The sequence below is a fragment of the Ancylobacter sp. genome, assembly GCF_965249975.1.
Classification (GTDB): domain Bacteria; phylum Pseudomonadota; class Alphaproteobacteria; order Rhizobiales; family Xanthobacteraceae; genus Ancylobacter.
The window spans coordinates 758,987-783,760 of record NZ_CBDFNE010000003.1 but is presented as its reverse complement, the minus strand read 5'-3'; the positions used below and the strand labels follow the sequence as shown (position 1 = coordinate 783,760).

Here is a 24,774-nt window from a genome sequence, read left to right as displayed (position 1 = left end):
GGGCCCAGCTTACCCCGCGAAATGGCGCGCCAGTGCGGTCCACAGCGGCGCGGCGACGGCGAAGCCGATCACGCTGACGATCAGCGTCGAGGAGGCGAGGCCGACATAGGTCTGCTCGCGCCCGGCGATGACGATGCCGGAGAAGGCCGGCGGCAGCGCGGCGAGCAGCACCACCTGTTCCAGATGGGTGGGGCTGACGCCCGTCATCACCGCGAGGGCCAGCATCGAGGCCGGCATCAGCCCGACCTTGACCAGCGAATTCCACAGCACTTCGGTATTGAGCTGGAACTTGTGCGCCGACAGCACCAGCCCGGCGGCGAACACGGCGACGCCTGACGTGGCGTGGCCGATCAGCGCCAGCGGCGCTTGCAACAGTTCCGGCATGCGCACGCCGGCCAGCACCAGCGCCACGGCGATCATCGGCGCCAGCACCACCGGCTCCTTCGCCGCCTTGATCAAAGCCGCCGCCGGCTTGGTGCCCTTGGGCGCGACGAAGAACATGCCGAGCGGCACGAGAATGACGTTCACCACCAGCGCGACGATGGCGACACTCAGTGCAGCCGTGCCGCCGAACAGCGGCGAGAGCACCGCCATGCCAAGAAAGCCCACGGTCGGTGCGCCAGCGCTGAGGCCGGCGATGCCCGCTTCGCGCCGGTCATGGCCGAAAACGAGCAGCGCCCCGGCAAAGGCGACGAAGTACCAGAACAGCAGCACGATGACGGAGATCGACAGCAGCCGCGTGTCGGAGAACAGCGCCTCGCGCGAGGAATTGGCGATGGAGACAAAGAGCAGCGCCGGCAGGCAGTAGGTGAGTACCAGATGATTGAAGCCGGAGGCCTGAGCCTGATCGAAGCTGGAGCGTTTTCCCGCGACATATCCAAGAGCGAGGACGAAGAAGATGGAGAAAATATCCTGGATGATCGGGGTCACGCGAAACTCCACTAATCAGCGCCGCAGCGCCTCTTGCATATTGTCGACCAGCGCAATCTCTCATTTGCGGCTGCTGAGGTAAAGCTGTGGGGCGTCGACGCGGACCGGGGCGCTTGCTCCGGGGGGCCGTCCTCGGCGATAAGACGCCATGCCCGACACCGCTCCCGACACCCCGCCCGTCCTGCGCTTCGCGCCTTCGCCCACCGGCCTGCTGCATGTCGGCAACGCCCGGACGGCGCTGTACAATGCCCTCTATGCGCGGCAATGGGGCGGTACGTTCATCCTGCGCTATGACGATACGGATACCGCCCGCTCGACGGCGGAATTCGCCGATGCCATCGCCGAGGATGTCGCCTGGCTCGGCCTCGCCCCGGACCGGGTGGAGCACCAGTCGCGGCGGCTCGCGCGCTATGACGAGGCGGTGGCGCGGCTCAAGGCGCAGGGCCGGCTCTACCCCGCCTATGAGAGCGAAGAGGAACTGGAGGCGATGCGCCAGTCGCGGCGCCGGCGCGGGCTGCCGCCGGTCTATGACCGCGCGGCGCTGAAGCTCACCGACGCCGACCGCGCCGCGCGCGAAGCCGAGGGCCGCCGCCCGCACTGGCGCTTCCGTCTCGATGGCCGGCAGGTGGTGTGGGACGATCTGGTGCGCGGGCGGCAGGGCGTCGACACCGCCACCCTTTCCGACCCCGTGCTGGTGCGCGAGGACGGGTCCTATCTCTACACGCTGACCTCCGTCGTCGACGATATCGATATGGGCGTGACCCATGTGGTGCGCGGCGAGGACCACGTGACCAATACCGGCGTGCAGATCGAGATCATCGAGGCGCTGGGCGGGTGGGTGCCGCGCTTCGGGCACCACAATCTGCTCGTGCTGCCGAGCGGGGAGGGGCTGTCCAAGCGGCTCGGCCATCTCTCGCTGCGGGCGCTGCGGGCGGAAGGGGAGGAGGCGCTGGCGGTGGCGAGCCTCGCCGTGCTCACCGGCACTTCGCTGGCGGTGGAGCCGGTGGCCTCGCTGGAGGCGCTGGCGGGCAAGATCGACTTCGCCAAGATTTCCCGCGCCCCGGCGCGATTCGACCCGGCCGAGCTTTCCGCGCTCACCGCCGCGACGCTGCATCACCTGCCCTATGAGGCGGTGGCCGCGCGGATGGAGGGGCTCGGCGTCGGCGGCAGCGAGGCCTTCTGGCTGGCGGTGCGCGGCAATCTGGCCCGGCTTTCCGAGGCGGCCGACTGGTGGCGCGTGGTCGAGGGGCCGCTGGCGCCGGTGACGGCCCCGGAAGATGCCGATTTCCTCATTCAGGCGGCGGCGCTGCTACCGGAGGAATGGGGCGGGGATGTCTATCCGCGCTGGATCGCGGCGCTAAAGCCGGCGAGTGGGCGCGCGGGACGGGCGCTGTTCCACCCGCTGCGGCTCGCCCTCACCGGGCGCGAGAGCGGGCCGGAAATGAAGGCGCTGCTGCCGCTGATCGGCCGCGACAAGGCGGCGGCGCGGCTGCGGGGCGAGAGCGCTTAGCCTGTAGGGCTTTAAAGGCTCCGGCCGTCATCCCGGCCGCAGCAAAGCGGAGAGCCGGGACCGCATGCCGATCGGGGAGACGATCCCGGATACGGCGTGACGGCCGTTCCGGGATGACGGATATTTGGAGAATCAGGGCTTCTTGGTCGCGGGCGGCGCGGCCGGGCGGGGCTGGGACATTTCGCGCGAGGCATCCTCGGTCACGACGATGTCGCCCTTGCGCAGGGTCGGGTCTTCCGCGCCGGACAGCGCCTGCGCCCAGTTCATGCCGGCGGGGCGGCAGGAGCAGGCGGCGACATATTCCTTCTTGAACAGCAGCGCGGTGGGCAGCGACATATAGGGCTGGCCGTTGATGCCGACCGCCTGGTTGATGTCCTCGCCGGGGTTGCGATAGGCGAACAGCCGCGCCTCGGTGCCGGGGCACTGGCGCTGGCACTGCGCCTCGTCCGAGCCGAACTTGGCCGGGGTGGCGGCGAAGGAGATGGGGAAGAAGAAGCCGTCGCAGGTGCGCACGCACACGGTGCGATAGGTCGAGACCTTCGGCATTTCCAGCGGCTGCACGTCGAGCGGGCCGGTTTCTTCCGTCGGCACGCCGAACAGCTGCTCGATGAAATTGCGCGGGCGGCGATTGGCGTTGCCGTAGTTTCCACCGCCGCCGCCCTGGCCGAGAGCAGCCTGATATTGCGGGCCGCAATTGTTCTGGGCGAGGGCGTAGATGAGCTGGCGGCGCTGCTCGTCATTGCCGCTCTGCTGCCCGCGCGCCTGCATCATGGTGCGGTCGAGCGTCGAGCGCGCCTGGGTGAGGCGCCGGTTGAGCGATTCGCACTGGGGCGGCAGCTGCGGCTGGAAGATGAGGAAGCCGCGCTTGTCGCAGCCGAGCTGGCGCACCTGCGCGGTGAGATTGGCGATGTCCTGCTGCTGCTGGGCGATGGCGGCGCCGTAATCCGGCTGGCCGCCGCCCTGGCCGCGATCGAGCCCGGCAAGCTGGCCTTCCAGCCGGATGCAGGTCGAGCGGTCGCCGCTCTCATAGCCGCCGCCGACGCTGCCGGGCGGATAATCCTGCGCGACCGCGAGGCCGGCCGGGGCCAGGAGAGCCGCAGCGACGAGGAGGCGGACGGCGAAGCGGGGACGGCGGAACATCATCAAGGGGACTGCAATCGCGATGGCGGACGGGAGAGGGTGTGCCGGAATCAGGCGAACGGCGCAATGAGCATGGCAAGCTTGTCGAAAGTTTGAACCCGCTTTCCCTGAGGGCTGCCGCGCGTCCGCCCTGGTGAGCAAGGGCGGTGGGAGGGGCGTTGCGCGCGGCCCTCGCCTCCCCATATGCGGGGCGTTCCGACCGGAGTTCACATCCGCATGATCCGTGCCCCCCGCCTATCCGTCTTCCGCAGCGCCGCCCTTGCCGCCCTGGCGCTGGCCGCCGGCCTCGCCGTCGCGCCCGTACAGGCGCAGGAGCCGGACCTGATCTTCCGCAAGTCGACGGTGTGGAAATTCCTCACCCCCGACGACAAGCTCGCGACCTATGGCATCGACGATCCCGTGGTCGATGGCGTCGCCTGCCACTACACCGTGCCCGAGCGCGGCGGGGTGAAGGGCATGCTTGGGGTGGCGGAGGAGGTGTCGGACATTTCCATCGCCTGCCGGCAGATCGGCCCGATCAGCTTCAAGCGCAAATTCGAGCAGGGCGATGTGGTCTATCGCGAGAGCCGCTCGCTGATCTTCAAGAAGATGCAGATCGTGCGCGGCTGCGACACCAAGCGCAACGTGCTGGTCTATCTCGTCTATTCTGACAAGCTGATCGAGGGGAGCCCGAAGAACTCGACCTCGACCGTTCCCATCATGCCGTGGGGCGCGACCAACGAGGCGCCCAAATGCGCGGATTTTCTTGAGTGAGAGCGAAGGGGCGCGCCCGCTGCGGCGCGCCCGGAGGCGTCAGCGGGCGCAGGTGATGGCGACGGCGCCCTGGCAGGCGCTGCCTTCGCAGGCGGCGGTGCGCACCGGGGCGGTGACCTCGCCCAGGCTGGCCTGCACGTCGGAACGGGCCACGCCGAAGCTGGTGGCGCGGGTGAAGCCGTGCACGCGGCACCACGCATCCGCCATTGCCTGGCCGCAGCTCGCGCCCGAGGCGATGCAGGCGTCGATGCCATAGCCGTCGGAGAGATCGACGCTGAAGATTCCGGTGTTCTCTTCCGCCTGGGCGAGGCCGGGGGCCAGCATCAGGGCAAGGGCAAGCAGGGACAGGCGCAGGCGCGGCATCGCGTTCATGGGAGGTGCGTTCACTGGTGGCGACAAGGTGGCGGTCCGACAACGTGAATGTGGCGAAAAGGTTTGAACCGACCCTTAAAATTTCGCACCGGCGTCATCGCGGCCGGGGGATAACCTCGCCTTCTCCCAGGGTCAATACAGGCCGGGCGACCGGCGCGGGCGTTGCGGAAAACCGCGCGGGTGGGGGCGTTGTCGCCGGCTCGGCTTGACGCGGCGGGCCAAACGGACGACAGACGCCACGCCGCGCCTCATCGGGCGCGGCAGGATCGAGAAGGCACACTCATGTCGGGCATACAGGCGCTTCCTGAGCTGAAGCTCTACAACACGCTCTCGCGGACCAAGGAGGTGTTCACGCCTCTCGATGCCGCCAAGGTGCGCATGTATGTCTGTGGCCCGACGGTCTACGACTTCGCCCATATCGGCAATGCGCGCCCGGTGATCGTGTTCGATCTGCTCTACCGGCTGCTGCGCCACCTCTATGGCGCCGACCATGTCAAATATGTGCGCAACATCACCGACGTGGACGACAAGATCAACGCGCGCGCGGCGGCCGAGCACCCGGGCCTCGACCTCAATGAGGCGATCGCCAAGGTGACCTTCACCACCGAGGCGCAGTTCCATGACGACCTCGAAGCGCTCGGCGTGCTGCACCCGGATGTGGAGCCGCGCGCGACCGAGCACATCGCCGAGATGCGGCAGCTGATCGAGAAGCTGGTCGCCTCCGGCCATGCCTATGTCGCCGAGGACCATGTGCTGTTCTCGGTGCCGTCCATGCCCGATTACGGCAAGCTCTCCAACCGGCCGCTGGACGACATGCTCGCCGGCGCGCGGGTGGATGTCGCGCCCTATAAGCAGGACGCGATGGACTTCGTGCTGTGGAAGCCGTCCAAGCCGGGCGAGCCGGGCTGGACCTCGCCGGCGGGCATCGCGGTTCCCGGCCGGCCGGGCTGGCACATCGAGTGCTCGGCCATGAGCTGGAAGCATCTGGGCGAGACCTTCGACATTCATGGCGGCGGCATCGACCTTGTCTTCCCGCACCATGAGAACGAGGTGGCGCAGTCCCGCTGCGCCTTCCATTCCGGGCTGATGGCCAAGGTGTGGATGCATAACGGCTTCCTGCAGGTGGAAGGCGAGAAGATGTCGAAATCGCTCGGCAACTTCATCACCATCCGCCAGCTGCTCGCCGATTGGCCCGGCCCGGTGCTGCGGCTCAACATGCTGAAGACCCATTACCGCCAGCCGATCGACTGGACGGTGAAGGGGCTGGAGGAGAGCGCCAAGACGCTGGAGCAGTGGTTCGACGCCGCTGCGCCCGACGCCTATCCGCGCCCGGCACCCTCCGTGCTGGAGGCGCTGGCGGACGATCTCAACACGCCCAAGGCGATTGCCGAGATGCACGCGCTACGCGACCATGCCGGCAAGAAGGCGCTGGCGGGCACGCTGGCCTTTCTCGGCTTCGAGCCCGGCCCGCTGGAAGCCTGGGCGGCGGCCCGCGTGCCGGCGCTGGCCATCGCGCCGGAAGAGGTGGAGGCCCGCATCGCCGAGCGCATCGTCGCCCGGCAGAACCGCGACTGGGCGGCCTCCGACCGCATCCGCGACGAGCTGCTGGCGCTCGGCGTGGCGCTGAAGGACAATAAGGACGGCACCACGAGCTGGGAGCCGAAGCGGTGAGCGGCGAGGCGAAGCGCCCGCCCGCCGCCGCGCTGCGCCCGGCACTGCCCGGCGACTTACCGGCGCTCGCTGCCATTGCCGAGGCGGCGATCCTCGAACTGACGGGCGAGGATTATGATAGCGACCAGCAGGAAGCCTGGGCGGCGGCGGCGTCCGACGTGGAGGCGCTGGCGGCGCGGCTGAAGGACCACCTCACCCTTGTCGCCACCCGCGATGGCGAGCCGGTGGGCTTCATCGCGCTGGCCGACAACAAGCTGGTGGACATGCTCTATGTGCGGCCGGATGTGGCGGGCGAGGGCGTCGGCGCGCTGCTCTATGACGCCATCGAGCGGCTGGCCGGCGCGCGCGGGGCGAAAAGCCTCACGGTCGACGCCAGCGACACCGCGCTCGATTTCTTCGGCAAGCGCGGCTTCCAGCCCAAGCAGCGCAACACACTCTCCCTCGGCGGGGTGTGGCTGGCCAACACGACGATGGAAAAGCAGCTCGCCGCGCCGGCGACCACCCATTGAAGAAGCGCCCGGCAATGTGTGCCGGGCGCTGCCTCTCGCTCACGGGGCCTTGGCGGCGATCAGCGCGGCGGTGGCGTCGCCGGCCATGCCGTCGAGCGTGGCCAGCGGCAGCGACAGCACAGCCTTGCCGGCCGCCAGCTTGGTGAGATCGAAGGTGCTGTAGTTCAGCCCGCCATAGGTGCGGACATAGAGCACGCTGCGGTTCAGATCCGTCAGCGCCGTCCATGAGGTGTATTCGCTGGTGAAGGGCGGCGAGTCCTTGGTCGCCACCGCCGCGATGCCCTCATTGCCACCGGCATTGGTGTCGATGGTGATGTCCTTGGGCCGGTCGAAATTGTTCATGATATGCGCGAGCGTGCGCACCGCGTCGTCCGGCGCGGTCACCTTCTGCGCGTACTGCGAATAATACACCGCGCGCACGAAGCGCCCGACCGACGTGTTCGACGCCGGCAGCCCCGCCGTGGCGATGCCGGAATCGGGCTGCGCCACCTTGAGCGCGCCGAACTGGCCGCTCGACTGGTCGACATTGCTGAGGAAGGTGTAGTTGTTGAGGTTGGTGAGGTGCCAGGGCAGCTCCGGCCCGTTGGTCATCACGCCCACCGGGTTGTCGTAGACGGTCTGCTTGCCATTGGCGAACTCGATGACGATCGAGGCGCCGCTGCGGTCGTGCAGCACATAGTGGAAGGGCGACTTGGCATTGCCGAGCACCGCGAGCGGCGCCAGCAGCACCGGCTGGCTGGCGAGCGCCGCCTTCACCTCGGCCACATCCTGGAACTGGCCGAGCGTCCAGGAGCCGAGGTCGATGGCGGAAAGCGCCGCCTTGGTCATCTCGAAGGCGTGCGTGGGACCGGCGGCGCCGGCGAAGGCGAGCAGGCTGAAGGTGAGGCCCTTTTCGTTGAAGCCTTCAACGATCTTCAGATCGTCCAGCGAGCCGTCCGGCACGGTGATCGCCAGCATGCGGTATTTCGTGGTGTAGGCGAGCGCGGCGGCACCGGCGGTGGCGGTCGAACTGTAGCGCTGGCCGGCCGGGATATAGGCCACCCGGTAGGGCAGCTCCATGGCGAGTTCCAGCGTCCGGCCGAAATACACCGCGCCGTTGGCGTCGCGATAGATCAGCGAGGTGCAGGCCTGCGCGGCCGGCGCGAGCGCCAGGGTGAGCGACAGGCAGGCGGGACCGAGCAGGCGCGCGAGCGGGCGGCGGAGCGAGAAGGCGGAGACTGTCATGGGAAAACCTGTGAACGCCGGAACGGCAACCGTCTTCGATTACCGTTTCCGGCGGCGCAGCGCCATCGCGCGCGGCATCACGATCCTGACAGGCCCGGCGAGGCGGCGCTCACATCCGGTCGAGCACGCGCTCCTCGGCCGCGCCGTGCAGATCGCCCTCGCCGAGATGGGCGACGGCACCGTGCAGCTTCGGCAGCACCGCGCGCACATTATGCGCCACCAGCAGCTTCACCGGCCGGGCGACATTGACGAAGCCGGTGGCCTGCATGTGGTCGAGCAGGGTCAGCAGCGGGTCCCAGAAATTGGCCACGTTCAGCACCATCACCGGCTTGGCGTGGCGGTTGAGCTGCACCCAGGTGAGCTGTTCGATCAGCTCTTCCAGCGTGCCGATGCCGCCGGGCAGGGCGATGAAGGCGTCCGCCCGTTCGAACATCAGCCGCTTGCGCTCATGCATGTCCTTGGTGACGATCAGTTCGTGAGCATGGTCGAAGGCCTGCTCCTTGCCGATCAGGAAATCCGGGATGATGCCGGTCACCCGCCCGCCGGCTTCGGCGCAGGCGCGGGCGGTGGCGCCCATCAAGCCGACGCCGCCGCCGCCATAAACGAGGCGGACGCCCTCGGCAGCGAGCAGGCGCCCGAGGGCGATCGCGGTGTCGAGATAGACGGCATCGGCCCCGGTGGCCGCGCCGCAATAGACGCAAATGCTCTTAATCTTTGTCATGGCCACCATGGTGCACTGCGCAAAAGGTCCGTCAAGTCCGCCCGGCGGGCGCGCGGGGTGAAGTTGCTGCGAGGTGTCGAGGTTCCGTAAGGATGTCTCACAGGCCCTCGCGCGCTCGATAATCGTCTACCGCAGAGCGGACAAGCGGACGCAGGACATTGACGAAGGTGTTCACCCGTTCGGCGAGCCACGCGAAGGCGAGGGCGCGCTGGCCGGGGTTTTCAAGATCCGAGAAGCTGCGATGGTCGCTGACCTTCGGGCGGCCAAAGCTGTCCTTCCAGAGCGCCGCCGTGCCCGCAAGCTGGGGCTGAACGGCGTTCCATTCCTCGGCGATTGTCGCCGCTGCGTATTCACCCGCGCTGTTGCGCGAGGCGGACAGGAACACGCCCACCTCGTTCTTCTTCATGTCGCGATAGACGGTCAGCCAGCTGCTGCCATTCGGCGCGGGGAACATGAAGCTGAGATAGCCCTGCCGTGCGGGACGGGGAATCGGCTGCTCGGGGTCGTCGAGCTTCAGCACGGCGAGGAACTCCTTCCAGAATTGCTGACGCTTTGCCGCAAGTTCCGCCTGATCGGGGTCCAGCACCTCGGTGGTTTCGTCCTCGGAGGCGAGGTCGGCCACGGCCATGCCTTCCGGGACGGCAACGACCTGACGGACGATGTTGACGGTGCGGGCCAGCACCCGGGGCGTCACGAGGCGGCTGCCGTCGGGAAGAACGAAAATGGGGAGTTCGACCAGACCGAAGGAGAAGTGAAGGCCGGCGTGCCGCTGAAGATACTCGGAGATGGCCTCCACGCCTTCGCGAATGCCATCACCGACGATGAGCAGCAGGAACCGCCCCCGCCGCAGATTGGAGCTCAATGCGTCGTTGAAGGCGATTTCGTCCACGTGAGGGGCGACCTCGCGCACCTTCTGCAGCAGGATGTTGCCTGATGTCCGCAGCCGCACATTCGCCTCGCGCTGAAGGTCGGACTGGGTCCAGCGGCTGAGTTCCTTTGCGTAGTCGAGTATCTGGCCGACGACCTCGCGCCGTCCCTCGGGGTTGCGCCACAGCTTGCATTCCACCAGCACCGGAAGGCCGCCCGGCGTGACCAGGAAATTGTCGATCGGTCCCGCAGGCGTGCGCAGCTCGCGGCAGATGGAAACGGCGCCGGCGAAGGTCGGGTCGATCTCCTCGATTGGGAGGACGGTGGGGTGCTCATGCACCAAACGCTGAATGTCGGCCTCGGCAACGGCGCCGTCGCCGGCTTGCATCGCCAGCGGAGAGAGTTTCAGCGGGGCAATGCTGCTGTCGCTGCCCAAGAGGAGAGGGGTGGCATGCTGGCGCGACACGAATCGATCCTCTCGATGGGGTTGGCCACCAGTATGGGCGCAACGGTGTACCTGTCGCGACCATCGGTTGCCGCATCGCCGTCTTGAAACCATCGTCAATCGACGATAAACGATGGCGATGAATGTTCATGAAACCTCTGCCGAACCCGACGAGGTGCTGGCGCTGCGCCTGCGGGCGCTGGCGCATCCGGCGCGGCTGGCCATTGTCCGTGCGCTGGCGCAGACCGGGCGCTGCCAGTGCGGGCAGATCGTGCGCGGGCTCACCCTCGCCCAGTCCACCGTCTCCCAGCATCTCAAGGTGCTGAAGGAGGCGGGGCTGATCACCGGCACCATCGAAGGGCCGCGCTCCTGCTATTGCCTCGACCGCGCCACGGTGCAGGCGCTGGCCGACGAGCTGCTGCCGCTGCTGGCGCGGCTCGCGGCCCCGGCGGAAGCGACCCCGGCGGAAGCGACCCCGGCGGAAGCGACCCCGGCGGAAGCGAGCACGGCATTCGGCGAGACCGACGCGCCCGGCAACCCTGATCCGCGCGAGGGCGCTCTGGCCTGAGCGCGCCGCATCACCATCTGGACGACGACTGACCCGCCCGGGCCGCCGCCGCCCGTGCTTGAGAAGAACGGAAATCCGCATGTCCGCTGCCCAGGGCGTTCCCGCCGTCGCCCGCCCGTCCAAAGCGTCCGAGATCAATCCGCGCGGCAGCCTGCTGATCGCGCTCAAGGGGCTGTGGCCCTATCTCTGGCCCGCCGACCGCGCCGATCTGCGCGCCCGCGTCGTCTGGGGCCTGTTGCTGCTGGTGCTCGCCAAGATCGCCACCCTGTCCACGCCCTTCTTCTTCAAATGGGCGACCGACGCGGTGGCGGAGGGCGAGGGCGCGCGCATTTCCACCGACGCCATCGCCTGGCTGGTCGCCGGCCCGCTGATGCTCACGCTCGCCTATGGCGGCTCGCGCATCGTCATGGCCAGCCTGACCCAGTGGCGCGACGGGCTGTTCGCCAAAGTGGCGATCCATGCCGTGCGGCGCCTCGCGCTGGAGACCTTCCAGCACATGCACGCGCTTTCCCTGCGCTTCCATCTGGAGCGCAAGACCGGTGGCCTGACCCGCGTGCTGGAGCGCTCGCGCGAGGGCATCGAGACCATCGTGCGCATGCTGGTGCTGCATCTCGGCCCCACCATCCTCGAATTCGCGATGGTGATCGGCGTGCTGTTCTGGCAGTTCGACTGGCGCTATGTGGCGGCGACCCTCGGCATGATCGTCGGCTACACCGTCTTCACCTTCGTGATGACGGAATACCGCATGGGCATCCGCGCGGCGATGAACGAGAGCGACACCGAGGCCAACGCCAAGGCGGTGGACAGCCTGCTCAATTACGAGACGGTGAAGTATTTCGGCGCGGAGAAATGGGAATCCGAGCGCTATGACCGCTCCATGGCCCGCTATGAGCGGGCCACCGTGTCCACCCACACCTCGCTGGCCTGGCTGAACGCCGGACAGGCGGCGATCTTCACCCTCGGCCTCACTGCCGTCATGGCGCTGTGCGTGCTCGATATCCGCGCCGGGCGGCAGTCGGTCGGCTCCTTTGTCATGGTCAACGCCATGATGATCCAGCTCTATCAGCCGCTGAACTTCCTCGGCATGATCTACCGCGAGATCAAGCAGTCGCTGATCGACATCGAGGCGATGTTCGCCATCCTCGCCCGCTCGCCGGAAATCCGCGACCGGCCCGGCGCGCCGGCGCTGGCGCTGGTCGGCGGCACGGTGCGGTTCGAGGACGTGCGCTTCTCCTACGACCCCGACCGCGAAATCCTCAAAGGCGTGAGCTTCGAGGTACCGGCCGGGCGCACCGTGGCCATTGTCGGGCCGTCGGGCGCGGGCAAGTCGACCATTTCGCGGCTGCTGTACCGTTTCTACGACGTGAATGCCGGCCGCATCGTCATCGACGGGCAGGACATTCGCGAGGTGTCGCAACAGACGCTGCGCGCCGCCATCGGCATGGTGCCGCAGGACACGGTGCTGTTCAACGACACGCTCGGCTACAACATCCGCTATGGCCGCGCCGGCGCCTCGGAGGAGGAGGTGGTGCGCGCGGCGGAACTGGCGCAGATCGACGGCTTCGTGCGCCGCACGCCCAAGGGCTATGCGACGGAGGTCGGCGAGCGCGGGCTCAAACTTTCCGGCGGCGAGAAGCAGCGCGTCGCCATCGCCCGCACCATCCTCAAGGACCCGCCGATCCTCATTCTGGACGAGGCCACCTCGGCGCTCGACAGCCACACGGAGCGCGAGATCCAGGACGCGCTGGAGCGCGTCTCGCGCGGGCGCACCACGCTCGTCATCGCGCACCGCCTCTCCACCGTGGTCGGGGCGGACGAGATCATCGTGCTGGAGCATGGGCGCATCGCCGAGCGCGGCACCCATGGCGAACTGATGGACCGGGGCGGGCTCTACCATTCCATGTGGGAGCGCCAGCGCGAGGCCGAGCGCGCCCGCGAGACGCTGAAAGAGGTGGAGGCGGAGGACGTGGACGCGCCGGACACGGCGCTCGCCTGAGCCGGGCCATCGGCCGGCGGGTGCCGATGCGGAACCATGTCGCGCATCCGGCATTTGACGGCCGGCGCGGCTGGCCCTACCTCTCCCCGCAGGACCCGGCGCAGGCCCCAGGGGCGCCGGGCAGAAAGGCCAGTTGATGTCCGTCCTCGATTCGATCCGCAGCGGTCTCGCCCCCGTCCACCGCGAGGGCTACCCCTTCATCCTGATCGGCGCCGCCGTGGCGTTGCTGTTCCTGTGGCTGTTCCCGCCGCTGGGCTGGATCTGCGTGCTGATCACCGCCTGGATCTGCTATTTCTTCCGCGATCCCGAGAGGGTGACGCCGGTGCGCGAGGGGCTGGTCGTCTCCCCGGCCGATGGCCGCGTCTGCCTTGTCGGCCCCGCCGTGCCGCCGGCCGAGCTCGGCCTCGGCGATCTGCCGCTGCCGCGCGTGTGCATCTTCATGAACGTGTTCGACGTTCATGTGAACCGCGCCCCGCTGGCCGGCCGCATCACCCGCATCGCTTATCGCCCCGGCAAGTTCCTCAACGCCGATCTCGACAAGGCGAGCGAGGACAATGAGCGCAGCGGCATGGTGCTCGACACCGCCATCGGGCTGGTGGGCGTGGTGCAGATTGCCGGGCTGGTGGCGCGCCGCATCGTCAGCTTCGTGCGCGAGGGCGACCTGCTGGCGCCGGGCGAGCGCTTCGGGCTGATCCGCTTCGGCTCGCGCGTGGATGTCTATCTGCCGCTCGGCACGCGTCCCGCCGTGGCCGAAGGCCAGCGCGCCATTGCCGGCGAAACCGTGCTGGCGGACCGCGCGGCGTTCGGCACCGAGCCGACCTTCCGCGTCGACTGAGTTCCTCAAGCCACGAGCGTGCGATGGCCGATCCTTTTGCGCCTTTTGAGCCGAATGCCCCCGAGCCGCCGCGCCGCCGTTTCCAGGCGGTGCCGCTGCGCGTGCTGCTGCCCAATCTGGTGACGCTGCTGGCGCTGTGCGCCGGCCTTACCGGCATCCGCATGGCGATCGAGGGACGGCTGGAACTGGCGCTCGGCGCCATCGTGCTGGCGGCAGTGCTGGACGGGCTCGACGGAAGGCTGGCGCGGCTGCTGCAGGGCACGTCGCGCTTCGGCGCGGAGCTGGACAGCCTCTCCGATTTCGTCTGCTTCGGCGTGGCGCCGGGGCTGGTGCTGTATATGTGGGGGCTGGAGACGCTGGGCTCGGTGGGCTGGATCGCCGCGCTGGCCTTCGCCATCTGCGCCGCGCTCCGTCTCGCCCGCTTCAACGTAATGCTGGAAGACCCCAACAAGCCGGCCTTCGCCGGCGATTTCTTCACCGGCATTCCCGCGCCGGCGGGCGCGATCTGCGTGCTGCTGCCGGTCTATCTCGAACTGATCGGCCTGCCGCGCCTCGTCGCCTCGCCGGCGGTGGCGGCGTTCTACTGCCTGGTGATGGCGCTGCTGATGGTCTCGAAGCTGCCGGCCTATTCCGGCAAGCGGCTCGGCGCGCGCATTCCTCGCGACAAGGTGCTGCCGCTGTTCGTCTGCGTGGTGCTGTTCGTCGCGGTGCTGGTGACCTGGCCCTGGGCGGTGCTCTCGGTGATCTGCGTCGCCTATCTCGCGGCGCTGCCCTTCTCGGTCATGCGCTACAACAAGCTGGCGCGCGAATATGAGCAGCATCGCGCCCGTGACAACGCCGCCGCGCTCCACGCGGCGCCACTGGCGGGCGGGACGCGTGAGGACCGGCCGGGTCCGCTGAACTAGATGATTTAGCGCCCGCCATTCAGCGGGCGCGGGCCTTCATCGCCTCGACACGCGCCGACAGCGGCACGGCGGGAAAGGCCTGCCGCAGCAGGCGCAGCGCTTCGGCGTCCGAGTCGGGGCGGGCGAGGTCGAGATGCTGGGACATCATCTGCGCCGCGTTTGCGGCGTCGGGCCGGCCATAGGTGAGGCGAGGCTCGGCCGCGCGCAGCGGGGCGGGGGTCGGAGCCGTCACTGTCACGCGCGCTGACTGCAGCATCACAACTTCCTCCGATCGCCGTCACGAATCAATCGGCTTTGCTCATGCATAAGATGAGCGCGCCAGACGCCAAACGCACGAACTAAATCCACGTTCCCTTTGATGTGAGCGGGCGCTCTGCACACGCTCACACATCCCGACCTTGTCCGCCATACGAGACAGTACGAAGACGCGGGCCAGCTTATCCCCGCCTTGCGGCGGGGTTTTCCGGAGTGAACGTCGAGGAAGGCGGTAAGCCGAGGCGCCCCTTCAGGGCGCGGGCGATCAGGTGCGGGTCAGCGTCACCTTGGCGCCGTCTCCGGTGGCGACGCCGTCATACTGGCCGGCGCCGGCGGGCTGCAGCCGGGCGGTGACCTTGCCGACATGGTTCTGCAGCACGATCTCGCTGCCCCACACGTCCCAGCCCTTGGTCATGAAGATATCGTTGGGGCAATCGACATCGGCCGTGGCGGCGAAGCCGGACATGCCGCGATCGGTGGAGAGGGTGACCTTGCACTTCTTCTGGCCACCGTCCCAGCTGTAGTTCCATGTGCCGGCGAGCTGGGTGCGGGCGGCGCCCGGCTCGGCATAGGCGACGCCGCCCGGCGCCGTGGCGGCCGGCGGGGCGAGCGCGACCGGCGTGGCGGAACTCTGGCTGGTTGGGGTGACAGCGGCGGCGGCGGTGGCGGCCGAGGCGCCATAGCCGGTGGGGGCCGCGACGGGCGAACTCTCCACAGAGCCGGACGGGGCCGGGGTGATCTGGCTGGTTTCGACGGGACTGGGCGCCTTGTCGCCGAACCCGTCGAGCACGGTGCTGCATCCGCCCAGAAGCAGGGCGGTGGCGGACGTGAGGACGAGGGCGCTGCACTTCATCAACTCGTACTCCTCGCCCAGCACGGTGGCCGGGCGTCTTCTGCAACTTACACGCGGCAGGGTCGGGTGCGACATGCGCATTATCCCTGCTGCCGGCCCCGTCTCCACGCGGAAACAGGGTGGCCCTGTTTCGGTGGGGAAGATGGCATCAGCGTGACCCTAACGCCGCGCAACCGGGGCAGGGTTTCGCCATGGCGACATTTGGCGCGGTTATGCTCAAGGAAGGCTTAACGCGGCGCAGCGTCAAGGCAATAAGATACCGCGCGGCCGCCCTGCCTTCAGCACCGTTCAGTTTTGCCTCGAACTGGTCTATGTGCGTTGCAGCGAAGAGGAGCTGCGCCATGTATGAGATGCTGGATCCCGCCACACTGCGTGTCCTTGTCACCGGAGCGACCTCCGGCATCGGCGCCGCCACGGCCCGGCGCTTCGCGCTGGCGGGCGCCCGCGTGGTCGGCACCGGCCGCCGCGCCGACCGGCTGATCGCCCTGCGCGACGAACTCGGCAGCCATTTCCACCCGCTGGAAGTGGATGTGCGCGACAATGACGCGCTGGTCGCGGCGCTGGCCGGCGTGCCGGAGGCCTTCGCCCCGTTCAATGTCGTGTTTGCCAATGCCGGGCTCGCCCTCGGGCTGGAGCCGGCCCATGCCGCCAGCCTGAAGGACTGGGACGACATGGTGGAGACCAACATCAAGGGCCTGCTCTACACCGTCCGCGCCACGCTGCCGGCCATGGTGGAGGCGAAGGAGGGGCATGTGCTGTTCACCGGCTCGGTGGCCGGCGACTATCCCTATCCCGGCGGCAACGCCTATGGCGCCAGCAAGGCCTTCGTGAAGCAGTTCGCGCTCAACCTGATTTCCGATGTCGCCGGCACCGGCGTGCGCGTCACCAATATCGAGCCCGGCATGGTGGAGACGGAGTTTTCGCTGGTGCGCTTCCATGGCGACGCCGCCAAGTCGGAGAGCGTCTATGCCGGCACTGAGGCGATGACGGCCGAGGATATCGCCGAGCAGGTGTTCTTCGCCTCCACCCTGCCGCGCCGGGTTAATATCAACCGCATCCAGGCCTTCGCCACCTGCCAGAGCTTCGCCCCGTTCAAGGTCTCGCGCGGCTGAGGCCTTTACAGAAGGATGGCGCCGTCCAGGGCGGCCGGTTCTGTCTAGGGAAGGATGGCGCCGCCAAAGGCGGCGGGTTCTTTCTAGAGAAGGATGGCGCCGCCAACGGCGGCGCCCGCGACCACCGCCCAGGCCGGCACACGCCACAGCGCCAGGGCGAGATAGGCGAGGAGCGCCAGCGCGAAGCTGCGGCCCGAGGTGACGCTGGACGTGAACACCGGGTCCCACAGCGCCGCGCCGAGCAGCCCGACCACCGCCGCATTGATGCCGGCAAGGCCGTCGCGCACCCGGCGGTTCGCGGCCAGCCGCGTCCAGAAGCGAAGCGCGGCAAAGACCAGGAGTGCCGAGGGCAGGAAGGCCGCCACCAGCGCCAGCAGGCCGCCGGCAATCCCGTTGGGCGGCACCGGCATGACGGCGCCGACATAGGCGGCGAAGGAAAACAGCGGTCCCGGCACCGCCTGCGCCGCGCCATAGCCGGCGAGGAAGACCTCGCGCGTCAGCCCGCCCGGCTTCACCAGTTCCGCCTCGATCAGCGGCAGCACCACATGGCCGCCGCCGAACACCAGCGCCCCGGCGCGGTAGAGCGTGTCGAACAGGGAAATTCCCGCATTGCCCGTCGCTTGCGCGAGGAGGGGAAGGCCGACGAGCAGCAGCGCGAACAGCGCGAAGGCGGCGAGCGAGGCCATGCGGCCCGGCAGATGGTGCCGCACCGGCTCGGTCACGGCGACGCCGTCCAGCCGGCTGAAGGCGAGGCCGATGAGGGCGCCGCCGGCGATGATGCCGATCTGGCCCAACGCGCCCGGCACCATGGCCGCGGCGGCCGCCGCCACGAGGGCGAGGCTGCGGCGGGTGCGGTCGGGGCACAGGTTCTTGGCCATACCGAGCACGGCATCGGCGACGATGGCTACCGCCGCCACTTTCAGCCCGGCGAGCCAGCCGCCCGCGAGGCCGGCCTTGTCCGCATGCGTGACCCCATAGGCGAAGGCCAGCATCAGCAGGGCCGAGGGCAGGGTGAACGCCACCCAGGCCGCCGCCATGCCGAGGGGCCCCGCGCGCATCAGCCCCACCGCCATGCCGACCTGGCTGGAGGCCGGACCCGGCAGGAACTGGCAGAGCGCGACGAGGCTGGCATAGCTCTCCTCGCTCAGCCAGCGGCGCCGCTTCACCAGATCCTCGCGGAAGAAGCCGAGATGCGCCACCGGCCCGCCGAAGGAGGTGAGGCCGAGGCGCAGGAAGGTGAGGAACACCTCGCGCGGCGTTCCTTCATGGGGCGAGGCGGTGGAGGCGTGCGTGTCGCTCATCGCGCGGCTTTACCGCGCCCGCGCCCGCGCCGCATGTGAAATTTTGACGACGCGGGCGACGACGTCGGCCTTGCGGTCGCTTCGTCGGCAGCAGCGTAGGTCAGGCTACCCTTGACGGGCGACGCGGCCGGCCATGAGTGTTTCGAGATAGGTGCGCGTGCTGGTGAGAACGGCGCGGTCGATGCGGTCCACCGGCTGCGTTCCGTCCTTGCCCACAAGGGCGTCATAGGCGGCGGTGACGTAGTCGAGCACGGCCATGGCCGCCTCCAGATTGCCGCTGTCCTTCAGCTGGCCGACGAGCGCGTACAGGCGCATGTCGCGCGCATCATAGGCGGTGACGAAGTCGCGCGCGTCGGCAAGGCGCAGCGGCTGCCAGTCGCGCTCGCTTCCGCCTCGTTCGAGGACAGCGCGCAGGGCGGAAGCGAGATCGTCGTCATAGGCGAAGGGCGAGATCGGCTGCACCGCCTTGACCAGATACAGATTGGCCTTCAGCCAGCCCTGCAACGCGGCGCGCCGGGTGATGCCGATATCCTCGGGATTGACGACCGCCGCGGCCTTGCAGGTGAAATACATCTGGAAGGCATGGGGAACGCTCGTGACCGAGGACTGCCCGCACTGCCTCTGGATGGCGGCGTTGGAAAGCCGGGTCGGCGGATCCTTCACAAACACTATCTCCGCCTTCAGGCCGGCGAGGCTGTGCACCAGCATGATGGGATAGGCGGAGAAGTCCTGCCCCTCATTCCAGTCGGCCACCAGCCAGAGTCTTTCCGGCAGCGGGGGTGAGAGCTCGATGCGCAGCGGGCCGGTGTGACCCTCCGCCAGGGTGATGCCGCTGCCATTGCGCGAGATCGACACGCGGCGGATGGCGGATTCGGGATTCGCGGTCAGGTTGAGCACGAAGTGCGGCGTGCCGGTAGGGGCGTCCTCGGCGTGGGCGGAAGGCGCCGTCATCGCCAGCGCCCCGGCGATCGCAGCCGTGATGAGCCCGATGCCCAAGCCTGAGAGTGTGGGGGCGGTCATAGTTTCAAACCCACGAGCAGCATGACATAGACGGCCAGCGAGGACGCGATGTCGACGAAGAACGCCCGGTTGACCGCCGCGTCGTCCCAGTGATCGGGCGCGAACAGGGTGCTGCCGACCAGGCTCGCCAGCAGCGCCAGGGTCGACACCACCACAAGCAGGCCGAACAGCAGCCTTGTATGTGGATTGAAGGCCAGCAGGTTGGCGGTCAGAGCCGCGAGAAGGGGCAGCAGGACCTGGCGCAGGATGTTCAACGTGCCGGCCGAATTCTTCGCGAAATCGGTGACGTTGGACAGGATCGTCTTGTCTTCGAGTTCCCAGGTCAGCGGGTTCATCTTCAACGCCGCATAGAGGGTGACGACAATCAGCGGCACGCAGTAGGCGAGCAGCATGAGGGTGGCGACGATCTGGCGGAACGTCTGCACGGATCCTTCCGTGGGCGTCGTCGTCGACATATCCGATCCCCTCTCAGAGATGGGGAAACGGTAATACAATCCTTAATATAAGTAAATCAATACATGCAATTATAGGTTACATTCAGCGCGCGCTGATGGCCCCACGCGGCGTCCTGGCGGGTGGAGGCGGGAGGTCGAGGGGTCAGGCGGCTTCCACCACCGGCATGGCGAGTGCCGTGCGCAGCATGTCGGCGAGGCGGCGGGCGGCGGCGGAGGCGGCGGGGGCGAGGAACAGCGCCACCTCGATATCCGGCAGCGGCGGAAGCCCATCCGCCGGGCCTAGCCGGCGCCAGTCCGGCGGCGCAGCGCATTCGGGCAGGGCGGTGATGCACAGCCCGGTCTCGATCGCCGCGTGGATGCCGCCCTGGGAGGAGGAGGTGCAGGCCACCCGCCAGCTCAAGCCCGCCTTGTCGAGGCTGGAGGAGATGTGCGGGCGGGCGCGGCAGCCGGTGGGAAACAGCGCCAGCGGCAAAGGCGAGTTGCGCTCCGGGCGGTAGCCGCGCGCCGCCAGCCAGAGCAGCTTTTCGCGCTTGATCAGTTCGCCGGTCGGGCGGGTGCTGTCGCGGGTGAGCAGCGCCACGTCGATATGCCCGCGATCGACCTCCGGCTCGATATGCTTGGAGAGATCGGCGCGGATGGAAATCTCGACGCGCGGATAGGCGGCGGCGAAGCGGGCGATGGTGGGTGTGAAATAGGCGTCGACATAATCGTCGGGCATGCCGACGCGCACGCTGCCCTCCGGCGTGCCGCCCTTGAGATCGGCCAGCGCCTCGCTCTCATAGGCCAGAAGACGGCGGGCATGGGCGACGAGCCGCTCGCCGGTCTCGGTGAGCGAGATGCCGCGCCGCGAGCGCTCCAGCAGCCGCACGCCGAGATTGTCCTCCAGCTGGGCGATGCGGGCCGAGACCGCGGACTGGGTGCGCCCGACGCGCTCGGCTGCCGCCGTGAACCCGCCCGTGTCGACAATGGCGATCAGCATGCCCAGCGATTCGGTGTCGAGATGTCGCATCGCGCTCCCCGGTCCGCCGGATGAGTATGGTCAGCGCCCAGACCGGCGCGCGGGGGTTATATCAGAAACCATGATGGAATGACAAAATAAACTCGCTTTGGCGATTTCAGCCGGCGGGTTAGACATCCTGTCATGGGCCTGCCGACATAAGGCCCGCCCCGGCCGCCGCGCCGGTGCGGCCCCGGTCGGGATGCAGGCCACGTCACCTGTGCACCTGTCGAGTTCGGCAATGTCTCCGCCCCCCGCCGCCGCCCTTGAGCCTTCGCTCGGGGGGCTTCCCCTCGCGAGCCCTTCCGTGCTGCGCGAGACGCAGCTGCGCCGGCAGGCCTTCTTCGCCGTGGTCATGGCCGCGATGTGCATTGGCTGCTCGGCCCCGCTGGTGCGGCTGGCCGATGCCGGGCCGGCGGCAATCGGCTTCTGGCGCCTGTTCTTCGCGCTCGGGCCGGCCATGGTGTGGGCCTATGCCGAGCATCGCTCTCGGGCGCTCAAGGCGCGCCGCTCCGGCGCCACGGCGCTGCGCCCTTCGCTGCGGCAGGTGCTGCTGGCGATGCTGGCCGGCGTGTTTTTTGGCGCCGACCTCATCGTGTTCCACAAGGGGCTGGCCCTGACCAGCACCGCCAATGCGCTGCTGCTCGGCAATCTCGCCGTGGTGTTCGTGTTCCTGTTCGGCTGGCTGATCCTGCGCGAGCGGCCGACCCGTGGGCTGCTGATCGCGCTGGTGCTGGCGCTGACCGGAACCTTCATCATCATCGGGTCGAGCGCGGCGGGCGGCGGCGCTTCCGGGGCGCGGCCGGTGAGCGTGATCGGCGACCTGCTCTGCGTCGGCGCGGCGCTCGCCTATGCCTCGTATATGCTGGCGACGCGCGCGGTGCGCCGGGCCGGCAAGGGTGATGCGGTGCCGCTCGGTGGCGGCATGGTGTCGCTCGTCGCCAGCTGCACCGGCGCCGTGGTCTGCCTCGCCTGGGCGGTGGCGGCGGGTGAGGTGCTCGTGCCGCAGTCGCTGCAGGGGCTGCTGGCGGTGATCGGGCTCGGTCTGATCCCCCACGCCGCTGGCCAGGGGCTGGCCACCTTTGCGCTCGGCCGGCTACCGGCGGGCGTGATCTCGGTGGTGCTGCTGCTGCAGATCGTCGTCGGCGTGGCGCTTGCGGCGCTGCTGTTTGGCGAAGTGCCTTCGCTCATCGTGCTGGCCGGCGGGCTGCTCGTGGTCGCGGGTGTCACCACGGCGCGGCCGAATTGACCGCGACCTGACGGCAACGGACTTGCGCGCTCCGGCTCAGGGCACTACGTCGTCCCCTGAGCCAAGGAGCATGACGATGCAGCCCAACCCGTTCGGTGGCGTTATCGAGAATTTGACGGTCGAGCAGGTGAAGGCCGGTCTTGAGGACGGCACCATCCTTCTCGTTGATGTGCGCGAGCCGAACGAACTGGCCGCCGAGCGCATACCCGGCGCGGTCGATTTTCCCCTGTCCACCTTCGACGCCGCCGCCCTGCCGGACCCCGGCGCGAAGACGCTGGTGTTCTCCTGCCGCTCCGGCCAGCGCTCGCAGAAGGCAGCCGCCGCCGCGCAGGCCGCCGGGCTCGACCTGCACCGCCACATGGCGGGCGGCATCCTCGCCTGGAAAGCCGCCGGCTTCCAGACGACGCAGGGCTGATGGGGGGCCCGCGCGCCCTTCGTCTTCCCAGGAAATGGCGCGACGCGCTGGCCAAAAGGCGTGCGAGAGCGCGTGCCGCGCGCGAGCCGGAGCCGCGCGCCCGGCGCCTGCTGCTGCATGTCGGCGGCCCCAAATGCGGCAGCTCGGCGATACAGGCGGCGCTCGCCGCCAATAGCGCGGCACTGGCCGCGCGGGGCGTGCTGCTGGCCTCCGACCGGATGGACGCGGAGGGCGGCTTCATCCATGGTCAGGTCGGCTATTTCGACGAATTGAAAGGCCGGCAGGACAGCGCTGCGGAACTCGCGGGCCGCTTCCGGCGGCTGGCCGTCGCGATGGACGAGCGCGCGGCCGACACATTGGTGATCAGCGCAGAGAACCTGCTGCTGCGGACCGGCGCCGCCGAGATGCTGATTCCGCCGGCGCGGGCAGCCGGGTTCACGCCCGAAGTCGTGGCCTATGTGCGCCGGTGGGACGACTTCCTGATCGCGGCCTGGCAGCAATGGGGCATCAAGTCCCATGACTCGCCGGAGGCCTATTGGAAGGATCACGGTTTCCCCAGTTGGTTGACGGGCCTGCGGGCGTGGGAAGAGCAGGTCGGGCTCCCGGGGCTGAAGGTCTATCCGTTCCGGCGGGACATCTTCCCCGAGGGCGACGTGGCCGCGCACTTCTTCGAGGTCAGCGGCCTGTCCTTTCCCGGCATGGTGCGCCCGACGCCGGTCAATCCCAGCACCAGCGAGCATCTGTCCGATCTGATGAACCGCGCGCGCGACCTGTTCGCGGATGAGAACGACAATGACGTGCTCGGCATCCTGGCGCCGCTGATCGGGCCGGCGGCCTATAAGTCCGGCTCGGCCTCTTTTCTCATGACGCTCGACCAGCGCCGTGCCCTGCTGGAGCATGCTCAGGCGGACGATGAGGCGCTGAAGGCCCGCTACCTGCCGCAGTTCGGCGCCGGGCCGCTGTTCCCGCCGTTGCGGCCTGAGCAGGTGGTGGAATGCTCGGACATCGACAAGCTGCGCGCCGAGAACGCGCTGCTGCTGCGCGCAGTCCACACGCTGGGCCAGCGCTTTTCGGCGCTTGAGACCCGAGCGACCAAAGCCGCACAGCGGCGTCGCTGGCGGATCAGGCTCTAGATCATTTCACCGTGTCACAGAAGCAGTGAAATGATCTAGTTCTTTGTTTTGTCGCGTTTTCTTCACGCGAACCGGTACCCACTTCGCTCGAAAACGCTCTAGCCGGCCAGCCGCTCCACCACATTGCGCGTGGCGGAGACGAGATTGTCGACCTGCGCCTCCGACGTGGCGGGCGAGGCCAGCATCATGTCGTGGAAGGGCGAGATCAGCACCCCGCGCACCAGCAGCGAAAGGTGGATGGTCGCTTCCAGCGCCGGGAAATGCGCGCCCTTGGCCTGGCGCCCATCGGAGAGAGGGGCAGGCGCGCGCACCACTTCCACCCGCGCGCCGCAGCGGGCGACGTGCCAGGGCAGGCGGGCCTCGCTCAGCACCTGCGCCAGCCCCGCCTCCATGCGGTCGGCCAGCCGGTTCATGTGTTCATAGGCCGCGTCGGTGGCGACTTCTTCCAGATTGGCGCGCAGGGCGGCGAGTTGCAGCGGGCTGCCGGACAGGGTGGTGCCCATGCCGGAATGGCCGTCGGGCCGGTTGATGCGGGCGGTGCGGAAGCGCTCGGCCACCTCCGCATTCATGCCCCAGACGGCGGCGGGAATGCCGCCGGCCACTGCCTTGCCGGCGACGAACATGTCCGGCTCCAGCCCATGCGCGCGCGTATAGCCGCCCGGCCCGGTGGAGAGGGTGTGGGTCTCGTCGATCAGCAGCAGCGTGCCATGGCGGCGGGTGATCTCGCGCAGCCCCTCGTGGAAGCCGGCGCGCGGCAGCACCATGGCGCAATTGGTCATGACCGGCTCGGTGATGACGCAGGCCACGGTGCGGTCGGCCAGCGCCGCTTCCAGCGCGTCGAGATCGTTGAACGGCACGACGCGGGTGAGCTGGGCGAGGTCGCGCGGTTCACCCATCAGCGCCGGGCGGTTGGCGGCGCGCCCGTCCGGGCCGATTTCGACGAAGGTCTCGTCCACCGCGCCATGATAGGCGCCGTCGAAGACGAGAATGCGCGGGCGCCCTGTGGCGGCGCGGGCGGCACGCAGGGCGAAGCGGTTGGCGTCGGTGGCGGTGGTGGCGATCTGCCAATAGGGCAGGCCGAAGCGCGCGCTCAGCAGATCGCCGACGATGGCCGCATCCGGGCTCGGCAGCATGGTGGCGAGGCCGCGCTGGCCCTGTCGCGCCAGCGCCTGCGCCACCGGCGCCGGCCCGTGGCCGAACAGCGAGGCGGTGTCGCCCAGGCAGAAATCGTCATAGCCATGGCCGTCGACATCCAGGAGCCGCGCGCCGGACGCCTCGGCGATGACCAGCGGCACCGGGGTCGACCAGTCGACCATCCAGTGCATGGGCACGCCGTCGAGCAGATGCGCGGCGGCGCCAGCGGCGGCACGGGTCTTCGGGCGGGTGCCGAGATACAGCGCTTCCGCCTCTGCGCGCAGGGCGGCGGTGCGGGCCGGGCTGACGCCCGGTCCTTCGGCGAAGGAGGTCACGGCATTCATGTCCGGGCTCGTGCGTTGTCTCGGCGCCGGGGCGCCAGCGCGCCCCTTGGGGCGCATTTA

At 68.8% G+C, this 24,774-nt stretch carries 25 protein-coding genes; 12 read left to right on the top strand and 13 right to left on the bottom strand.

All coding sequences use genetic code 11. The annotated features are described in order from the left end of the window. Positions 1–9: 9 nt before the first annotated feature. Positions 10–930, bottom strand: a complete 921-nt coding sequence (locus tag ACP2AH_RS03850) for an AEC family transporter (RefSeq protein WP_425104570.1) — start codon at positions 928–930, stop codon at positions 10–12. 148 nt (positions 931–1,078) lie between these two features. Here ACP2AH_RS03850 and ACP2AH_RS03845 point away from each other — a divergent pair, with 148 nt between their 5' ends. Then, entirely contained in the window at positions 1,079–2,440 is a 1,362-nt protein-coding gene (locus tag ACP2AH_RS03845; RefSeq protein WP_425104569.1) for a glutamate--tRNA ligase, read from the top strand. Positions 2,441–2,572: 132 nt separating this feature from the next. Here the strand turns inward: ACP2AH_RS03845 and ACP2AH_RS03840 are convergent, their stop codons facing one another. Next, positions 2,573–3,583 carry a DUF2865 domain-containing protein gene (locus ACP2AH_RS03840; RefSeq protein ID WP_425104568.1) on the bottom strand — a complete coding sequence of 337 codons (1,011 nt, stop codon included), beginning with the start codon at positions 3,581–3,583 and terminating at the stop codon, positions 2,573–2,575. A gap of 213 nt (positions 3,584–3,796) precedes the next feature. Between ACP2AH_RS03840 and ACP2AH_RS03835 the strand changes: the two genes are divergently transcribed. Then, the gene (locus tag ACP2AH_RS03835; RefSeq protein ID WP_425104567.1) at positions 3,797–4,333 is read left to right on the top strand and encodes a CreA family protein; all 537 of its coding nucleotides are present in this window, start codon (positions 3,797–3,799) and stop codon (positions 4,331–4,333) included. Between the two features lie 39 nt (positions 4,334–4,372). Here the strand turns inward: ACP2AH_RS03835 and ACP2AH_RS03830 are convergent, their stop codons facing one another. Continuing rightward, positions 4,373–4,705, bottom strand: a complete 333-nt coding sequence (locus ACP2AH_RS03830; protein WP_425104566.1) for a hypothetical protein — start codon at positions 4,703–4,705, stop codon at positions 4,373–4,375. Between the two features lie 282 nt (positions 4,706–4,987). Between ACP2AH_RS03830 and cysS the strand changes: the two genes are divergently transcribed. After that, positions 4,988–6,376 (top strand): cysteine--tRNA ligase, encoded by a 1,389-nt coding sequence (gene cysS / locus ACP2AH_RS03825; protein ID WP_425104565.1) that lies wholly within the window; start codon positions 4,988–4,990, stop codon positions 6,374–6,376. Next, on the top strand, positions 6,358–6,885 hold the full coding sequence (locus ACP2AH_RS03820) for a GNAT family N-acetyltransferase (protein WP_425104726.1): 528 nt from the start codon (positions 6,358–6,360) through the stop codon (positions 6,883–6,885). Before cysS ends, ACP2AH_RS03820 begins: the two co-directional genes overlap by 19 nt. A gap of 39 nt (positions 6,886–6,924) precedes the next feature. Here ACP2AH_RS03820 and ACP2AH_RS03815 read toward each other — a convergent pair whose 3' ends face one another. The 3 genes from ACP2AH_RS03815 to ACP2AH_RS03805 form a co-directional block, all read right to left on the bottom strand. Next, positions 6,925–8,109, bottom strand: coding sequence for a linear amide C-N hydrolase (locus tag ACP2AH_RS03815; protein ID WP_425104564.1), 1,185 nt, complete (start codon positions 8,107–8,109; stop codon positions 6,925–6,927). 109 nt (positions 8,110–8,218) lie between these two features. After that, complete coding sequence (locus ACP2AH_RS03810; RefSeq protein WP_425104563.1) at positions 8,219–8,839, bottom strand: TIGR00730 family Rossman fold protein; 621 nt, start codon at positions 8,837–8,839, stop codon at positions 8,219–8,221. Between the two features lie 88 nt (positions 8,840–8,927). Continuing rightward, on the bottom strand, positions 8,928–10,163 hold the full coding sequence (locus tag ACP2AH_RS03805) for a hypothetical protein (protein ID WP_425104562.1): 1,236 nt from the start codon (positions 10,161–10,163) through the stop codon (positions 8,928–8,930). Positions 10,164–10,275: 112 nt separating this feature from the next. Between ACP2AH_RS03805 and ACP2AH_RS03800 the strand changes: the two genes are divergently transcribed. The 4 genes from ACP2AH_RS03800 (at position 10,276) to pssA (ending at position 14,446) form a co-directional block, all read left to right on the top strand. Then, complete coding sequence (locus ACP2AH_RS03800; RefSeq protein ID WP_425104561.1) at positions 10,276–10,710, top strand: ArsR/SmtB family transcription factor; 435 nt, start codon at positions 10,276–10,278, stop codon at positions 10,708–10,710. Between the two features lie 79 nt (positions 10,711–10,789). Next, positions 10,790–12,706, top strand: coding sequence for an ABCB family ABC transporter ATP-binding protein/permease (locus ACP2AH_RS03795; protein WP_425104560.1), 1,917 nt, complete (start codon positions 10,790–10,792; stop codon positions 12,704–12,706). Between the two features lie 136 nt (positions 12,707–12,842). After that, positions 12,843–13,541 (top strand): phosphatidylserine decarboxylase, encoded by a 699-nt coding sequence (locus ACP2AH_RS03790; protein ID WP_425104559.1) that lies wholly within the window; start codon positions 12,843–12,845, stop codon positions 13,539–13,541. A 23-nt stretch (positions 13,542–13,564) separates the two neighbouring features. Then, on the top strand, positions 13,565–14,446 hold the full coding sequence (pssA, locus tag ACP2AH_RS03785) for a CDP-diacylglycerol--serine O-phosphatidyltransferase (RefSeq protein WP_425104558.1): 882 nt from the start codon (positions 13,565–13,567) through the stop codon (positions 14,444–14,446). Between the two features lie 19 nt (positions 14,447–14,465). Here pssA and ACP2AH_RS03780 read toward each other — a convergent pair whose 3' ends face one another. Beyond that, positions 14,466–14,702, bottom strand: coding sequence for a transferase (locus ACP2AH_RS03780; protein WP_425104557.1), 237 nt, complete (start codon positions 14,700–14,702; stop codon positions 14,466–14,468). 264 nt (positions 14,703–14,966) lie between these two features. Beyond that, entirely contained in the window at positions 14,967–15,629 is a 663-nt protein-coding gene (locus tag ACP2AH_RS03775) for a protease inhibitor Inh/omp19 family protein (RefSeq protein WP_425104556.1), read from the bottom strand. A 266-nt stretch (positions 15,630–15,895) separates the two neighbouring features. On the opposite strand from ACP2AH_RS03775, the gene ACP2AH_RS03770 reads away from it, so the two are divergent. Further along, positions 15,896–16,666, top strand: coding sequence for an SDR family NAD(P)-dependent oxidoreductase (locus ACP2AH_RS03770; protein ID WP_425104555.1), 771 nt, complete (start codon positions 15,896–15,898; stop codon positions 16,664–16,666). An 83-nt stretch (positions 16,667–16,749) separates the two neighbouring features. Here ACP2AH_RS03770 and chrA read toward each other — a convergent pair whose 3' ends face one another. The 4 genes from chrA to ACP2AH_RS03750 form a co-directional block, all read right to left on the bottom strand. Next, complete coding sequence (gene chrA / locus ACP2AH_RS03765; protein ID WP_425104554.1) at positions 16,750–17,967, bottom strand: chromate efflux transporter; 1,218 nt, start codon at positions 17,965–17,967, stop codon at positions 16,750–16,752. 105 nt (positions 17,968–18,072) lie between these two features. Then, on the bottom strand, positions 18,073–18,987 hold the full coding sequence (locus ACP2AH_RS03760; RefSeq protein WP_425104553.1) for a hypothetical protein: 915 nt from the start codon (positions 18,985–18,987) through the stop codon (positions 18,073–18,075). Beyond that, positions 18,984–19,442, bottom strand: coding sequence for a hypothetical protein (locus ACP2AH_RS03755; protein ID WP_425104552.1), 459 nt, complete (start codon positions 19,440–19,442; stop codon positions 18,984–18,986). Before ACP2AH_RS03755 ends, ACP2AH_RS03760 begins: the two co-directional genes overlap by 4 nt. A 142-nt stretch (positions 19,443–19,584) precedes the next feature. Next, on the bottom strand, positions 19,585–20,451 hold the full coding sequence (locus ACP2AH_RS03750) for a LysR substrate-binding domain-containing protein (protein WP_425104551.1): 867 nt from the start codon (positions 20,449–20,451) through the stop codon (positions 19,585–19,587). Between the two features lie 295 nt (positions 20,452–20,746). Between ACP2AH_RS03750 and ACP2AH_RS03745 the strand changes: the two genes are divergently transcribed. From ACP2AH_RS03745 to ACP2AH_RS03735, 3 genes are all read left to right on the top strand, one after another. Then, on the top strand, positions 20,747–21,688 hold the full coding sequence (locus ACP2AH_RS03745; protein ID WP_425104550.1) for a DMT family transporter: 942 nt from the start codon (positions 20,747–20,749) through the stop codon (positions 21,686–21,688). A gap of 76 nt (positions 21,689–21,764) precedes the next feature. After that, entirely contained in the window at positions 21,765–22,103 is a 339-nt protein-coding gene (locus ACP2AH_RS03740; protein WP_425104549.1) for a rhodanese-like domain-containing protein, read from the top strand. After that, positions 22,103–23,236, top strand: coding sequence for a hypothetical protein (locus ACP2AH_RS03735; RefSeq protein ID WP_425104548.1), 1,134 nt, complete (start codon positions 22,103–22,105; stop codon positions 23,234–23,236). The genes ACP2AH_RS03740 and ACP2AH_RS03735 overlap by 1 nt, the downstream gene beginning before the upstream one ends. Before the next feature lie 98 nt (positions 23,237–23,334). On the opposite strand, the gene ACP2AH_RS03730 is transcribed toward ACP2AH_RS03735, so the two are convergent. Then, positions 23,335–24,714 carry a transaminase gene (locus ACP2AH_RS03730; RefSeq protein ID WP_425104547.1) on the bottom strand — a complete coding sequence of 460 codons (1,380 nt, stop codon included), beginning with the start codon at positions 24,712–24,714 and terminating at the stop codon, positions 23,335–23,337. Positions 24,715–24,774: the final 60 nt, after the last annotated feature.